Below are 15,737 nucleotides of genomic sequence, written 5' to 3'. Positions count from 1 at the left end.
TTGAAAGCAATAGTCAACAAAAAAATAAGATTTACTTGTGGACCAGAAAAATCAAGGGAAAATGCTGACAGTAACGCACGCGGGGAGGCCATCGGTGACAATGGATAAAAACCTTATTCACAGCACACACTATCGGGAAACGACAAGGGAGGCGATGGTGTGGGATTACCGTCATGGGGGGAAGTTTGGATTTTGCTCTCCTGGCTCTTCCGAATTCTCAATGTATACTGGATTCTCCAGGAAATGCGGTCAAAACGGCTTAGCGCGGCGGCGGTCTGGGCATGGCTGTTGGTCATGTTGACAGTTCCGGTGCCAGGCTTCTTTTTGTACATCTATTTTGGGAGAGATCTGCGGAAAACCCGGTTTGCTGATAAGGAATCGCGGGACCTGGACGTTTTAATGGCGCACCGGCAGGAGGAGTTATTCGATCAGGGAATTGTGCTGCCTGAACTGGAGGATCACATGGCGTCTGTGCGGCTACAGTTGGCCCAGGATGACAGCATCGTCACCGATGACAATGCCATTGATCTTTTTGTCGATGGCGCTGCTCTATTTGTAAGCCAGTTGGACGATATCCAGAAGGCCAAGTCCTATATTTTCATACAATCCTATATTTTTCGTCAGGATGAGTTGGGTAGGCAATTTATGGAGGCGTTATGCCAAAAAGCGAGGGAAGGCCTGGAAGTTCGTTTGTTAGTGGATGGGATGGGGAGTATGCTGGTCCCCCGCCGTTTTTTTCGCCAACTGGAGAGAGCCGGGGGAAAGGTGGAAACCTTTTTCCCCCCTTTTGTACCCTACCTGCATTTTCAGATCAATTATCGGAATCATCGAAAACTTTTGATCGTTGACGGAGTCGTTGGGTATATCGGAGGATTCAATGTAGGGGATGAATATGTGGGAAAAGGTCCTCTAGGATACTGGCGGGATACACATCTGCGCTTCCAGGGAAGCGCTGTCGGAGGGATGGAGCTTCGCTTTGTTCAGGATTGGAATTATGGGGCGGAGGACCCCATTCAAGATCATCCGATCTCACTCCTGCGTGAGTACAGAGAGGAAGAACTCCGGCCCTGCATAACAGGGGCTAAAGCAATTCGGCATGTTCCGGTCCAGATGGTGTCCGGCGGCCCGGATGCAAAATGGCCCACCATTCGCAATGGATTCCTGCGTTTAATTTCAAGTGCGCGAAGAAAGCTATACATCCAGACGCCTTACCTGATTCCCGATGACACCATCCGAGAAACCTTGAAGATGGCGGCCCTTTCGGGAGTGGACGTTCGCCTTATGTTGCCCGATAAACCAGATCACCCTTGCATTTTCTGGGCCTCCATGTCTTACGTGGAAGAACTTCTCCAGGCAGGTGTTCGCTGCTACGCGTATCACAATGGATTTTTGCACAGCAAAGTCATCACTGCCGACGGGGAAGTGTCCTCAGTGGGGACCGCCAATCTGGACGTGCGGAGCTTTAGCTTAAATTTTGAGCAGAGCGCCTTCCTCTACCACAGGGAGCTGACAGCAGAGCTGGACGCTGCCTTCGAGGCAGATTTAGCCCAATGCTCCGAGATCACGTTGGAAGCGTATCAACAGCGGCCTTTATGGAATCGGATTCGGGAAGCCGTATGCCGAATGATCTCGCCAATTTTATAAAAGGATCATAAGCAAGTACAAAGGATGTCATAATATTTCCTTGTCAAACCCGTGGGGGTACGGTATAATGATTGCGGAAGCGAGTATTAATGTCGGCCGAGCTTGGCGCAGATTCGGACTATAGTAAAGGAGAAATGTGGATTATGACCTTTGAAAAATTGATTGCGGGCATACAGCCCATTGATGAAAAAAAGAGACAGGCAGCCATGGAACGCTGTGATCAGCTGGTGAAGCCTTTGGGAAGCCTGGGAAAACTGGAGTCTATCGCTTGCCGTCTGGCTGGAATCTACGGGGAAGTCTGCCCAGAGATTAAGGGGAAAGCGGTTATCGTTATGGCGGCGGACAACGGCGTGCTGGAGGAAGGCGTGGCCAGCGCCCCTAAAGAGATCACAGCTATGCAGACGCTGAACATGGTGAAGGGCGTAACCGGTGTGATGGTTTTGGCGAAACAAAATGGTGCTCAGGTCCGGATTGTGGATATCGGAGTGGATGCGGAGCTTCAAGGGGAGGGGCTTATCCAGGAGAAGATCCGAAGAGGGACTGGCAATATCGCAAAGGAGCCGGCTATGTCCAGGGAAGAGGCCATGGCAGCTATTATGGTAGGAGTGAGACAGGTAGAAGCGCTAAAAGATGAGGGAGTCAATCTGTTTGGAACCGGAGAGATGGGCATTGGCAACACCACCACCTCCAGCGCCATTGTACATGCCTGTTTTCCGGAGCTGCCCATCGCTTCCATCACAGGAAAGGGTGCTGGCCTGACGGAAGAAGCGTTTTTACATAAGCAGGATGTGATTCGAAGAGCGGTTGAGGTCAATCAGGTGGACGGGGCGGACCCTCTGGATATTCTGGCAAAAGTCGGCGGATTGGATATTGCCGGTATGGTGGGCACATATTTGGGAGCCGCCTATTATGGACTGCCAGTGGTCATCGACGGTGTGATCAGCGCGGCGGCGGCGTTGCTGGCCAGCCGTTTTGCCCCCAATGCACGGGAGTATATGTTTGCATCCCACTGTTCCATGGAGCCGGCGTATCAGGCCATTATGGAGCGGATTGGGCTGGAGCCGACGCTGTACCTGGATATGCGGCTGGGAGAAGGAAGCGGATGCCCCATCATGTTCAGTGTTATGGAATTCGCCTGCGCCATGCAGAAGAATATGGAGACCTTCGCAGAGACGGCTATGCAAGATGATTTTCTCGTCGACATTCGGGAGTCGTAAGTCGTATGGTGGATGTGAAAAAGATTTTGGTTACGGGCGGTGCGCGAAGTGGTAAGAGTGGCTTCGCGCAGAATTTAGCATATAGAATGAGTCCGGAGGGCAGGGTGCTGTATATCGCCACGGCCAAAGTCTTTGACTGGGAAATGGAGCAGAGGGTTAAGAAGCATCAGGAAAGTCGTCCGGCGACGTGGGACACCTATGAGGGGTACCAGAATTTGGCGGATGTGATCCGGCAGAAGTCCAAAGTATATGATGTCATTTTGCTGGACTGCGTGACGGTGATGCTGACGAACCTTTTGTTCGATCACATTGGAGAGCAGGACCCAGATACGCTACAAAAGGCCCAGACAGAAGAGCTGGATCAGATGGCAAAGGAGGAGGCCCGAAGACTGATTCAGGGAATCCGAGCGGCGGATTGCCATGTGATTGCGGTGACCAATGAGTTAGGTATGGGTGTGGTGCCGGAGCGGCTTCTAGGGCGAATCTTCCGGGATATGGCCGGACGCACCAATCAGACGCTGGCGGAAGGGATGTCCAATGTGGTATTTATGGTCAGTGGACTCCCTCTGTATGTGAAAGGAGGAGACCTGCGTTGAAATCGCTGGTTCTCACGCTACAATTCTTGACCCGCCTGCCTTTGCCGTGGGTGATAGAAGGCGATGATGCTATCTTTGCCAGAGGCGTGAAATATTTCCCTGTTGCCGGCGCTATAATCGGATTGTTCAATTGTCTCGTATTCTATTTGGCCAATCTTGTCTTTTCCCCTATTACGGCAGGGTTTTTGACGGTTCTTATGGATACCTTTATGACAGGTGGCCTGCATCTCGACGGACTGTCCGATACTTGGGACGGAGTATTTTCTGTGCGGGATCGGGAGCGAATGCTGGAGATTATGAAAGACAGCCGGATTGGCTCTTTTGGCGTTCTGGGTATGCTGATGGTGCTCGGCTGTAAATGGGTGATGTACACAGAGTTGGCCGGTGGCCTGAGCCTATATGGCAATGGGATGGATCTATGGTGTCGTGTGCTGGGCCCTGTGGTCGCCGCGCCCATTGTGGGTCGCATCGTCATGGCGCTCCTGATCTATATTTCCGAGTACGCGCGCAAGACGGGGATGGGGGGGCTGTATTTTGCTCATAAGGATGCCATGAACCTTCCGGTTACCCTTATCATAGGCCTGGCGTTGACAGGCTTATGTGGGTATACGGCATGGATCATGATTCCCTTTGGAATCGCTGTGGGCCTTTGCTTTCGAGCCTTTATTTACAGAAAGCTGGGCGGTATGACGGGTGACACTTTAGGCGCTTCCCTAGAAGTTACAGAATGTATTGTTCTCACTGTGGCCGTGATCGCGGTGCGAATCCTGGGAGGGCTTGGATGAAACTGTATTTGGCGCGCCATGGGCAGACGGAGTGGAATCGGCTCGGGTACTACAGCGGGCAGCTGGATGAGCCGATGAATGAGACAGGCCGGCGGCAGATCGAGGCGCTGGCTCGCCGATGGCAGGAGGATGTCGATCAAATTTGGTCGAGCCCGCTTTCCAGGGCGGTCCAGACGGCGGAGATTCTGCGGGGAGACCGTGATGCGTCTGTGCCCTTGCTCCTTGAGCCGCTGCTTCTGGAGTCCGACTTTGGCTCCTGGGCTGGAAAGAGCTGGACGCAGATTGCGGAGGAGGACCCTGTGGGATGGGCCGCCTACTGTTCGGACTGGAAGGCGGGGATCCCCGGCGGCGGGGAGAGCTTTCGACAGATGCTGGCGCGGGCAAGCCGATTGGCGGGCCGGTTAGGTCAGATACCGGCAGAACAGCGGATTTTGTTGACAGCCCACGAGGGAATTTTGAAGGCGCTGCTGCTGGTTCTGCTGGATTTGCCCGAGGATGCTTTCTGGCGGTTGGCATTGCGACAAGGAGCGGTAACCACCCTGGAAGGGGCTGGGGAGCCAGTGTATTGGGTGCTACAGGGGCTAAATGGGTAGCAACTCGTGATGAATATATTGGGAAAGGGCCTTGCGCTGCACTGTGGCAGCGACAAGGCTTTTTTATCTATAGGAAAGTCTGCCGTGAGGCGGACCTAGATCCGAAGAACCGAAGGTTCTTGCAAAGTTCGCGCAACGCAACTTTTTTCGACAAGACAAAATTTAAATATATATTGACAGATCAAAAAAGAAATTGTATAATTATGACAAAACAAATTGTAAAAATAAAGGAATAATGATTAGATTTACGCATTCTTTGAATGGGAACTTGCTTTGTGTTTGTCAGATTGATGCATAGCAGAAAATGTCGGGAAACAATTTATATTACTGTGTTCGTGTACAATATCAATTGCATAGACGGATTTGTCTAACATCGTGTAAGGGGTATTTTGAGAACTATTGTGAAGATTAGGCGGTTTGATCTGCCGCCTAATCTTCACAATTTGTAATTAAAGGGGGGTTAGTGTGGATTCAATCTTGACAACCAAGAATTTGACAAAGCGTTACGGGCGTGATGAAAACGCAGTCGTAGCGCTGGATCACTGCTCGCTGACCATACCGGAGGGCGGAAAGATTGCCATCGTGGGGGAAAGCGGTTCCGGTAAGTCTACGCTCTTGCATTTATTGGGGGCTTTGGACATACCAACGGAGGGGGAGGTTTTCTTTCGGGGACAGTCCATCTACACAATGAAAGATCAAGCCCTATCCGCTTTTCGGAGACAAAACATAGGTTTTGTCTTTCAAAGTTATAATCTTGTCCCGGAGTTGACGGCGAAGGAAAACATCATGTTGCCCCTCCTCATCGACGGGCGGGATGTAGATGGAGAGTATTTTGAGCATGTGGTCGAGGTGTTGGGATTGCACAGCCGGCTGGGGCATCTGCCAGGGCAGATGTCCGGCGGTCAGCAGCAGAGAACCGCCATCGCCCGGGCCGTCATGAACAAACCGCCAATTCTTCTCTGCGACGAGCCCACGGGAAATCTGGATTCTAAGACGAGTGCGGAGGTGATCGCATTGCTGCTGGAGGTGACCCAAGACTTTCATATGACGCTGATTCTGGTCACACATGACCGAAAGCTTGCAGACAAGATGGAAGCCGTCATCACCATCCAGGATGGCAGGATAGGAGGGGGGCTATCTTGAAAGCTAGCTGGCTGTTAGCGGTTCGCTACCTCATTCAACATAAGAAGGAAACCCTTATCGCCACTCTTTGCATTGCCATTCTAACCAGCGGGATTCTAGCGATCCAGCTTTTCTATCAGAGCTCTGTCTATACCTATGGGGTCCAGCGGGACGAGCGGAATGGTGCCTATACCTGTACAATTTTTAATGCGGATTACGAACAAGTCCGAAAGGAGCGGGATACCCTGGCGCAAAATGGAAGTGGACTATCCCAGGCCACGGCTCCCATCGTCTGCCAGGGGATCGTCGAGGAGATGACGCCCTATCTGGGATACATGGATGAGACCATGCGGAAGCTGCGCAACATTCGATTGTTGGAGGGCAGGATGCCGGAGGGGGAGGATGAGGTGGCGGCTGAGATCGACACCCTGTATATCATAGCGCCGGACGCCGCTGTGGGGGACCGCATCCCCCTAACCATCCAGACAGAGGCGGGGGTGGAGAACCGCGAATATGTGCTGACGGGAATTCTGTCCGAATATATGACAACGTGTTCATATGACATTCAGAATTTTTATAGCATCCAAAAAGCAGAGGTGAAAACGGCCTTTCCCGGCGTTCTGCTGAGTCGAGAACAGCCGGACTGCCTGTATGCCTGCATCTGCACTTCTGATACTGAGGGACCGCTGAAAACATATGGCGGGCAATATGATGAAAATATTTTTGCACTCTATCCTGACAGTATTGAGGAGACCCAGATCCGCAACGCAAGGATCATCTCCCTGGCCCTGACCCTATTTGTCTGGATTGTCATGCTGGTCGGAATTCTCAATCTTGTGGAAATCACCTTTTCCAGCCGCAAACGCTATATCCAATTGCTGCGGTGCGTGGGCATGGACAAAAGGCGGACGGTGGCAATCTTTATTCTACAGGGTGGCATTCTCAGCGGAATATCCTACATCCTGGGCTGTGGGCTGGGGATTGCGCTTCTGTACGGAATTCTCGGGGTGAGCAGGGGATTTGGCCAGGTGTTCTATCCAGTGTTTGGGGCCACCCCCTTTCTCATCACGGCTGCCGTCAGCATCATAAGCGTTGTGGCCGGATACGCTCTCAAGGCAGGCAGGCAAGTGCGCTCCATGCCCTTGGATGAGAGGACAGAGAAAAAAAGAAGGCTCCGCAGGAATTCTAGGAAATACCCGCAATCCCTGTCCAGCCTGTGGGATAAAGCCAATATCGTGAAGCACCGGAAACAAAATATCCTGGTGGTTCTCCTACACTTTGGATGCGCCTTTGTCTTGGTCTTCGGTTTTTACCTGGCAGAATTCAATGGCATGTCCCTATACTATTTTATGAAAGAAAAATTTGACACGTTGGAGTATGAGATCCTTATCCCCCAAGGGACGGTTACAACACTCGGTAGCACCGTGCCAGTGAAAATGGGTGTCACGGGGGAGACCATCCAGTGGCTTCGGGAAAAGCCAGCTGTCCAGATTGAGTTCTGTGGCAATATCATCACGAACAATATGCATATTGTATATGAGGCGGAATCCGACATCCCAGAATCTCTGCATGGCTACCTCCCATGGAGTCCTCGAAACGAGGGGGAGCCCTCTGTGCTTCAATCCATGGCGGACGCTGGATATACCGATCAGGAAGATTTCTTTCCCTACCCCATTGGGGGCATTGACCGGCAGCAGGTGGAAGCTTTTATTCCGTATCTCGAGGGAAATCTGGATATTGACGCCTTTGAGGCGGGCCGGGAGCTTATCGCAGTGGGGGGCGGATACTCCATCGGCGACGAGGTGAGGCTTTCCCTTCCGGTGGTGTCCACGGCGGCCTTGAATTATCAGGAGCCGTTGAAAGGAAATGTGGAGATTCACTGGTATACGGCCACCGTTACCGCCGCGCTAAAGTCGGACAGGAAGATTGATAATTTTCCATCCGGCCTGCTATTTTCCTATGGGGTCATGAAGGAAGCGGACCCGAGACTGATGTACGATGAAGTGGTTGCGTATACGTCGCCGGAGACCAACCCGGAAATAGCGGAAAAGGTCATGCGGCAGGCCACGGCAAAGTCCTATCAGGTTGAATTGAACAGTAGAAACCGTATCTATGCCAAGTATGAGGGGACGATCAATGAAGTGAAGGTGCCGGTCTATCTGATTCTGGTTCTGTTTATGGCTCTCAGCACCATTGCCTTGGCATTGATCAATGTCATCAAGATGAAAAATAATTTGCAGGGATATACATTGTTTCGGGCCATTGGCTTGGACGGCAAGCAGTTGCGGCGCTTGCTGATCCATGAGAACGTAAGCAATGGGGGATTTGGCATCCTGACGGGCGGTGTCTGCGCTTTTGCGCTGGCAGCGGCGGACTGTTTGCGCTGGCCGACAATCTATCCGGGGACTTCGGCGCTGTTTGCCACCATGGTGGGCCTTTTCGCGCTGCTTGCCCTTGTCATGCTCCTCATCAATGTGGGAATCTGCGTCCCTGTTCAGAAATGGATTCTGAAAAAAGCGGTTGTCCATGCGTTGCAGGAGGTGGACTATTAAGCGGGTGTTTCTTCATTATAAAACACGGCACAGCCTTAACCTAAGCTATGCCGTTGTACTTGTTATGCGTACCGCTCATCAAAGATTCGCTTTGATTTCTTCTCGCTGCGGGGAAGGACACCGATCTCGACAGCTTCCGCGGCGATTGTGATTCCGATCCGATTTTTGAAGGAGCGGACGACGGTGTCTTCAAGGGTCTTCGCATCCACCTCCGGCTCCTTTTCAAAGCGCAGCCGCAGCCGGTCCTTGCCGTTGAAATGGTCGATATGGACTTGATATTCGCTGCTCGCGCCGGGGAGAGAGCTGAGCAGCGAATCGATCTGTCCGGGAAAGATATTGACCCCCTTGACCTTGACCATGTCATCGGTCCGGCCCACAATGCGGTCATGGCGGGGATAGGGGGAGCCGCAGGGACAGGGGCCAGGGATCAAGCGAGTGATATCATGGGTTCGGTATCGGATCAGGGGAGACCCTTCTTTGACGAGGGTGGTGATGACCAGCTCGCCCAGCTCCCCTTCGGGCAAAACCTGGCCGGTGGCGCTGTCAATGATCTCAAAATACAGATAGTCGTCCCAATAATGCATACCCTGATCGTATTGGCAGCTGATGGAAATTCCGGGGCCGTAGGCTTCCGTCAGACCGTAGATGTCATAGAGCTCAATGCCCAGCTCCTGCTGGATGCGGGCGCGCATTTTATCCCCCCAGCGCTCAGAACCGATGATCCCTTTTTTAAGGTGAATCGTGTCGCGAAGCCCCTTGGACATGATTTCCTCCGCCAATAGGAGGGCATAGGACGAGGTGGAGGCTAAGACTGTGGTCTTTAAGTCTTGCATCATCTGAATCTGCTTTGGCGTATTGCCCGGCCCCATGGGGACGACCATGGCACCCAGCCGCTCTGCCCCCGCCTGGAACCCAATACCGGCAGTCCACAAGCCGTATCCAGGCGTGATCTGAATCCGGTCAAGATCCGTGACGCCCGCCATGCGGTAACAGCGCTCGAATTGGATCGCCCAGTCCTCCACGTCCTTTTTTGTGTAAGGCATGATAATGGGCAGGCCCGTTGTCCCGGAAGAAGAGTGGATGCGGACGATCTCCTCCTCTGGAACCGCCTGTAACCCGAGGGGGTAGGCGTCCCGAAGTTCATTTTTAGTGGTGAGAGGAATTTTGGCGATGTCCTCCGGTGTCTGGATCTCCCGAATATCAAATCCCTCTCTGTGATATTTTTGCTTGTAAAATTCACTGTGTTCTGAAACTCGCCGCAGCAGAGCGAGGAGCTTCTCAAAAGTGGAATCGTTGCACATAATGGCCTCCTACTGATACTGTAAATACGATAACCCGAGATCCAGCGCTTTTTCGTTGATGGCCCACAGTTTTTCTGGCAGGACTTGCCGCATGGCGGCGACCATGGCAGCGCGAGTGAAGGGGAAAGCCCCCTCGGCAAGGCCAGCGCCCAGCAAAATAATATTCAGCGTCCGGGGATTTCCCGCCAGAGTGTACAGAGCCTCGCCGTTCACGGCAATCACCCTGGAGGAACGGGTTCGCAGATAGGCGAGCATTTCGTCTGTGTGGAATTCCTGCCCCGTCAGGGAGGAGGTGATGGGTTTAATGGCTTTTGTGTTGACGAGGATAATCCCATGGGGTTTTACGTAGACGCTTCCGCGGACAGCCTCCGAAGGCTCGAATCCCACAATCACGTCGGCGCATCCCTGGGGGACAGCTGGGGATGCGCAATCATCTCCAAACCGGATATGGCTGGTGACACAGCCGCCCCGCTGAGCCATGCCAATGGTTTCGGAGGTGCGGACAAAATAGCCAGCGTTTAGCGCAGTCTGTGCTAAGACCTTGGAGGCCAAAACCGTTCCCTGGCCTCCGACGCCGGTCATTAGACAATTAAATGTCATTTTGAATCACCTCCCGAAATCGCGTGAACAGGGCATATCTGAGAACAGAGACCGCAGCCATAACAGAGACTGGGCTCGATATGGACCCTTCCCTCATCCGTCGTGATAGCGGGGCAGCCGATCTCACGAATGCATTTTTTGCAGTTTATACAGGAATCCTGAATCTCCATCTTGACCGCTGGCTTAAACAGAGCGATACAGGGGGAGCGGAAGATCACAACCGAGACGCCGGAGAAAGAGGCGGCCTCCGATACGGCGGCAACGGCTTCCTTCAGGTGAAGAGGATTGGCGGTTTTGACACATTTGACGCCGCAGGCTTTGACAAGTGCCTCAATGTCAATCTTTTCGCTGATGTCTCCCATCATGGTCCGGCCGGTGCCGGGGTGGGGCTGATGGCCGGTCATGGCCGTCGTGCTGTTGTCCAGGATGACGACGGTGATATCTGTCTCATTATACGCGGCATTGAGAATCCCGACAATACCCGTGTGGAAAAAGGTGGAATCCCCGATAAAGGCGATCTGTTTTTTATTGGGCTCCATACGGGAAAGACCTTGGGCGATGGTGATGCCGGCGCCCATGCAGAGACAGGTATCCACCATATCCAGCGGCTTTGCGTTCCCCAGGGTATAGCAGCCGATATCGCCGGTGAAGACAGCATCCTGCCCTTTCATGGCTTGCTTGACTGCGTAGAAGGAAGCGCGGTGAGGACAGCCGGCGCAGAGTACGGGCGGGCGGACGGGAAGCGCAGGGGGTGGCGGGAGGGAGGGGCGTTCATACGGTACAGACAGATAGGAACTGATGATTTCCAGCAGCGCCTCCGTACTGTATTCACCGGCATAGGGCGTGTGCCCTGTATGTTTTCCGCAGATTGTCAGGGGAAGGCCATCCTCCCCGCATAGCCGCGTCAGTTCCTCTTCAATGACAGGGTCCAACTCTTCCAACACCAATACTTGGGACGCGCTCTGTAAGAAAGATCGGGCAAAATCCTTCGGGAAAGGGTTGGCCGTCACCAATTTGACCAGCCGGCATGAGGCTTGAAGTGAGGTCAAGGCCTCTTTTGCATATGTATATGCGACGCCTGACGCGACGATGACCTGATCGCCGCTTCCCTCCACAGCGTTGCGCCCATAGGTGGAGAAAACATTGCTCAGCTCGCGAGCCAGAGCTTCGATCTTGAGATGGTTCTCATAGGAGAGCTTCGGAAAAATTGTCCATTTCGGGTCTTTGACAAAGCCTTCCCGACGTTGGACTCTGCGGCCTTCCCGAATATCCACAGTGGCACAGCCATGGCAGATCCGCGTCGTAGGACGAAAGATGACGGGAATCTGGTAGGTTTCTGAAAAATCGAAGGCTTCCTCGATCATTTCGTAGGCCTCCTCCGGCGTTGTCGGGTCAAAGACAGGAAGATTGGCATACTTGGCAAAGTGGCGGGTGTCCTGTTCCGTCTGGGAGGAGATGGGGCCGGGATCGTCGGCAACGAGAATCACCATACCGCCTTTGACGCCGATGTAGGCAAGGCTCATCAGGGGGTCGCTTGCCACGTTGAGGCCCACCTGTTTCATGGTGACCATGGAGCGGGCGCCTGTATAGGCGGCGCCCGCCGCCACCTCTAAAGCCGCTTTCTCATTGACAGACCATTCTACATAGATGTCGCCGGGATTCTGCTTCGCCACAGTCTCCAACACCTCCGTGGAGGGAGTTCCGGGGTAGCCGGATACGAGATTGACGCCGGCGTGGATGGCGCCTAGGGCAATGGCCTCATTGCCCATGACTAATTTTCTTGCCATTGAGATCCTCCTTCACAAAAAAACGCTTATTCTATTCAAGAACAAGCGTCAACCTGCTGAATCTATGATTCTTAATCTTAGCACGGGTACGCCCGGCTGTCAATAGTTTTTAGCGTTCATGTACCGGATGGGTGCGATTTCTCAGAAAAGCAAACCGGTCTCCGCCGCCAGGTAGCACATGGCAGCGGAGACCCTAATATTCAGGTCGATGAAAGTTGCCACAGGCTCTATAGCCGGAAGCGCAGCGCTTGCGTTATTCCTGTAGGAGCCTCAGATAATGGTTGGCTTCCCGCAGGACGTGGTCGGCCAGAAGCGGCAGAATGAGGGATGCAATGTTGCACTCCACAATGCCTTTCGTGCCAGCTGCTTTAAAATCGCGGTATCGCATGGTTTCCTCCACAGTTCTCTGCGTCAGTTCCCGAATGGTAATGCAATTCTTCCGGCTGGCTTCCTCCAACAAACAGGCATAGTCGTTTGCAAACTCATCTGCCGTTTTGATAAGCTGTGCTTCTGTGGGGTCGAGAAGGCCGCGTATAAATAGGGCGTGTTCCAACATGATTTGATTCCAGAATAATTCCACATCCCGCATGTTCTGAGGGCACAGGCAGCCTTCTTTTTCAAGTTCACGGACAAAGGAGCGGTACAACTTTGCTTCCCGGATAATGTGCTCAATCAGAAGAGGATAATTCGCCGTAAACAAGCAGCAATGCTTTACGTCGTGCAAAATGCTTTCCTTGAAAGCGATGAGCCCATCCAACAGACAGGCCGCTTTCTGGTTGATTCTTTGCACTCTCCCCTCAAGGCCTTGGGGAGCGCATCGGTTACAGTCTGCTTTGAAATGCTGTTCCATGGCAGTGATCCGGCTGTCAATCATGATGCCAGTTAACTGCTGTGTCTTCTGCTCTGCAAATGGGGTGTAGCCGGTCACAATCTCGCCGGATTGTAAGATTTCCCCGCGAATAAGCCCATCGCTGATTCCAACGACTTCCCGCAGCAGGGCTTCAAATTGGACTCGATACCATCGGGCCTTGGCTATGTGTGAGGTATCTTTCATTTGAAAGCCAGCTTCGAGGAAAAGGGCGTGTTCTTTCATGATCCGCGAGAAAAAAAGATGCAATTCCAAAGATTCAAAACTATACTCATTCATCTTGATGGATGTCCTTTCATAAAATTTTGTCCTACCATTACAATATATGCGAGTCAATGCAATGTGTTTGTCTCATTTGCAGAGAAAGAAGGCGTGGTGGCGTGGAGGTTGGATTTGACTTTTGCTGTGGATGCGAGTACAATACAAGAATAGAAGTTAGAGCGCAGTAGGAGGTACATATGAAACCAGGAAGAAATGACTGCTGCTGGTGCGGTAGTGGCAAAAAGTATAAGCATTGTCATATGGAGATGGATGAGCGTCTGGCGGAACTGAAAGCCGAGGGGTACCTCGTCCCCCGGCGGAAACTGCTTAAAACGGAGGAACAGATCGCCAAGATACGTGCCAGTGCCGCGGTCAATACAGCGCTGTTGGACCATGTGGCAGCCCATGTCCAGGAGGGCATGACGACGGAAGAGATTGACAGGCTGGTCTATGAGTTTACTATCGCCCACGGCGCAGTCCCTGCGCCATTACACTTTCAGGGGTTCCCCAAAAGCGTTTGCACCTCCATCAACAATGTTGTCTGCCACGGAATCCCAAGCGAGAAGGAGGTGCTGAGGGACGGCGATATCCTCAATGTCGATGTCTCAACGAATCTGGACGGCTATTACTCCGATGCGTCCCGCATGTTTATGATCGGAGAGGTTTCTCAAGAGGCGAAAGCGTTGGTGCAGACGGCGCAGGAGAGCATTCAGGTGGGCCTGGACGCCCTGAAACCGTGGGGGCTCTTGGGCGATATGGGCCATGCCATCCATGTGTTTATAGAGAAAAAGGGGTATTCCGTCGTCCGAGATATTGGCGGCCACGGAATTGGACTGGAATTTCATGAAGATCCCTATGTCAGTTATGTATCGGCGGAGGGAACCGGGATGGTGTTGGTGCCTGGCCTTATGTTTACGATTGAGCCGATGATCAACCAGGGGCGCAGTGAGATTCTCATCGACGAGCGGGACGGCTGGACTGTCCGCACAGCAGATGGAAAACTGTCCGCTCAATGGGAGTCTATGGTCCTGATGACGGAGGATGGGCCGGAAGTCTTAACACGATAGGCGCATGATCTATAGAATCCCACAAAAAGCCAGGCGGAAGCTTTGTCAAAAATGCCTATGACATTTTTTTAGAAAATTTGGTATACTAATCCTAAACTCAACGTGTAGTTTGCTTAGCGGAACGTAAGTCCAGTTGCAGCAAACCGCACGTTTTTTCGTAATAGACGAGGATTGGGGTGATATCACTTGAGTCGGACTGACAATTTCATATCGACGTCTGCCAGCCAGAATTTAAAGCCTCTGCGATATCCAGACTGCATCTATCTGACGGAGCACTGCCGGTGCGGCATTCTGAGGGTCTCAGAGTGCATTGGAGAAAGATGTTCTTTTTGTCAAAGCAGGCTGGAACACAGGGAATCCAATGCTCGATGGCATCAGCATATGAACTTGTTGAGCGAGGAGAAGCAGGCGAGAATTGCCGCCGTCTATTATGGGGGCAGAATGCCATGGAAGGTTCAGAGAGGAAAGGAGGATGGAGCGTGTTTCAAGTAAACGATATGATCGTATATGGCGCGCATGGTGTCTGTCGGATTGCAGAGATCGAGGAACGAGATTTCAATGGCAGCAGCATTGAATACTATATCTTAAAGCCTGTCTACGATGAAAAAGCGACAATCTTTGTACCCGTTTTGAATGACAGGTTGACGGCGAAGATGCGGCGCGTCTTATCAAAAGATGAGATTGAGGCGCTCATCGAGTCCATGCCAAATGAGGATACCCTGTGGATTGAGAATGAGATGCAGCGGAAAGAACGGTATAAGGAAATTGTATCGCGGGGGGATCGAACGGAGCTGGTGGGGATGATCAAAGCCCTGTATCTGCACCAGCAAAAGCAGCTGGCGAAAGGCCGAAAGCTCCATTCCGCCGATGAACGACTTTTAAGGGAAGCGGAAAAGATGCTGTACGACGAGATTGCCATGGTCTTACACATTAAGCCGGATCAGGTTGTATCCTACATTTCGCGGCAGCTGCCGGCAGAGAATGGGGAGAGGAAGGAAACGGTTGTATAGTGTAGGAGAGTATGTGATTTACAGAAGAGGGGGCGTTGGCAGGCCGATGGAAAGGGGGTGAAACAGGATGAAACGAATTCTCAGCGCATGCCTTCAACAGACGATCCAGTTTCAAATGAAAGATGAATCGGACCGCGCGCTGGCGGCAAAGGAGATACGGGAAGAATACGAGAAATATAAAAGGCAGATGGAGCGTAAGCGGACACAGTACAAAATCATTGAGGAAGCAGTTCAAGAGGATGGCTCTATCATCATCAAAATCAAAAAGCAAGTGCCCAATTATGCCATTGGCGATTACTTAGAGTAAAGCAAACGACGGGGCGGCCGCAAATCG

15 protein-coding genes are annotated in these 15,737 nt (G+C 52.3%); 11 read left to right on the top strand and 4 right to left on the bottom strand.

What is annotated here, in order from left to right:
- Positions 1–159 precede the first annotated feature (159 nt).
- The 7 genes from cls (at position 160) to H8730_RS03105 (ending at position 8,509) form a co-directional block, all read left to right on the top strand.
- Complete coding sequence (gene cls, locus H8730_RS03135) at positions 160–1,644, top strand: cardiolipin synthase (protein WP_177719354.1); 1,485 nt, start codon at positions 160–162, stop codon at positions 1,642–1,644.
- A gap of 143 nt (positions 1,645–1,787) precedes the next feature.
- Positions 1,788–2,861, top strand: a complete 1,074-nt coding sequence (gene cobT / locus H8730_RS03130; RefSeq protein ID WP_177719353.1) for a nicotinate-nucleotide--dimethylbenzimidazole phosphoribosyltransferase — start codon at positions 1,788–1,790, stop codon at positions 2,859–2,861.
- Positions 2,862–2,866: 5 nt separating this feature from the next.
- A complete protein-coding gene (gene cobU, locus H8730_RS03125) occupies positions 2,867–3,457 on the top strand; it encodes a bifunctional adenosylcobinamide kinase/adenosylcobinamide-phosphate guanylyltransferase (protein WP_177719352.1) in 591 nt (196 codons plus the stop codon).
- Complete coding sequence (gene cobS, locus H8730_RS03120; RefSeq protein WP_177719351.1) at positions 3,454–4,242, top strand: adenosylcobinamide-GDP ribazoletransferase; 789 nt, start codon at positions 3,454–3,456, stop codon at positions 4,240–4,242. Before cobU ends, cobS begins: the two co-directional genes overlap by 4 nt.
- The gene (locus H8730_RS03115; protein WP_177719350.1) at positions 4,239–4,835 is read left to right on the top strand and encodes a histidine phosphatase family protein; all 597 of its coding nucleotides are present in this window, start codon (positions 4,239–4,241) and stop codon (positions 4,833–4,835) included. Before cobS ends, H8730_RS03115 begins: the two co-directional genes overlap by 4 nt.
- A gap of 465 nt (positions 4,836–5,300) precedes the next feature.
- The gene (locus H8730_RS03110; RefSeq protein ID WP_177719349.1) at positions 5,301–5,978 is read left to right on the top strand and encodes an ATP-binding cassette domain-containing protein; all 678 of its coding nucleotides are present in this window, start codon (positions 5,301–5,303) and stop codon (positions 5,976–5,978) included.
- Positions 5,975–8,509: an ABC transporter permease gene (locus tag H8730_RS03105; protein WP_177719348.1), complete on the top strand. Its 2,535-nt coding sequence runs from the start codon at positions 5,975–5,977 to the stop codon at positions 8,507–8,509. The genes H8730_RS03110 and H8730_RS03105 overlap by 4 nt, the downstream gene beginning before the upstream one ends.
- A 62-nt stretch (positions 8,510–8,571) precedes the next feature.
- Here H8730_RS03105 and H8730_RS03100 read toward each other — a convergent pair whose 3' ends face one another.
- The 4 genes from H8730_RS03100 to H8730_RS03085 form a co-directional block, all read right to left on the bottom strand.
- Complete coding sequence (locus tag H8730_RS03100) at positions 8,572–9,813, bottom strand: phenylacetate--CoA ligase family protein (RefSeq protein WP_488153846.1); 1,242 nt, start codon at positions 9,811–9,813, stop codon at positions 8,572–8,574.
- Between the two features lie 6 nt (positions 9,814–9,819).
- A complete protein-coding gene (locus H8730_RS03095) occupies positions 9,820–10,410 on the bottom strand; it encodes an indolepyruvate oxidoreductase subunit beta (protein ID WP_177719346.1) in 591 nt (196 codons plus the stop codon).
- Positions 10,407–12,197 (bottom strand): indolepyruvate ferredoxin oxidoreductase subunit alpha, encoded by a 1,791-nt coding sequence (iorA, locus tag H8730_RS03090; protein WP_249289362.1) that lies wholly within the window; start codon positions 12,195–12,197, stop codon positions 10,407–10,409. The genes H8730_RS03095 and iorA overlap by 4 nt, the downstream gene beginning before the upstream one ends.
- Positions 12,198–12,450: 253 nt before the next feature.
- The gene (locus tag H8730_RS03085) at positions 12,451–13,344 is read right to left on the bottom strand and encodes a DUF2935 domain-containing protein (protein ID WP_177719077.1); all 894 of its coding nucleotides are present in this window, start codon (positions 13,342–13,344) and stop codon (positions 12,451–12,453) included.
- A 179-nt stretch (positions 13,345–13,523) separates the two neighbouring features.
- Between H8730_RS03085 and H8730_RS03080 the strand changes: the two genes are divergently transcribed.
- The 4 genes from H8730_RS03080 to H8730_RS03065 all read left to right on the top strand — a co-directional run bounded on the left by H8730_RS03080 (position 13,524) and on the right by H8730_RS03065 (position 15,710).
- Entirely contained in the window at positions 13,524–14,393 is an 870-nt protein-coding gene (locus H8730_RS03080; RefSeq protein WP_177719076.1) for a methionyl aminopeptidase, read from the top strand.
- Between the two features lie 186 nt (positions 14,394–14,579).
- Positions 14,580–14,885: a hypothetical protein gene (locus tag H8730_RS03075; protein ID WP_177719075.1), complete on the top strand. Its 306-nt coding sequence runs from the start codon at positions 14,580–14,582 to the stop codon at positions 14,883–14,885.
- A complete protein-coding gene (locus H8730_RS03070) occupies positions 14,873–15,403 on the top strand; it encodes a CarD family transcriptional regulator (RefSeq protein ID WP_177719074.1) in 531 nt (176 codons plus the stop codon). The genes H8730_RS03075 and H8730_RS03070 overlap by 13 nt, the downstream gene beginning before the upstream one ends.
- A 67-nt stretch (positions 15,404–15,470) precedes the next feature.
- Positions 15,471–15,710 (top strand): hypothetical protein, encoded by a 240-nt coding sequence (locus tag H8730_RS03065; RefSeq protein ID WP_177719073.1) that lies wholly within the window; start codon positions 15,471–15,473, stop codon positions 15,708–15,710.
- Positions 15,711–15,737: the final 27 nt, after the last annotated feature.

The organism is Bianquea renquensis (genome assembly GCF_014384895.1).
Classification (GTDB): Bacteria; Bacillota; Clostridia; order Lachnospirales; family Bianqueaceae; genus Bianquea; species Bianquea renquensis.
The sequence above is the reverse complement of the archived record's forward strand: the minus strand, read 5'-3'. Positions and strand labels throughout refer to the sequence as shown.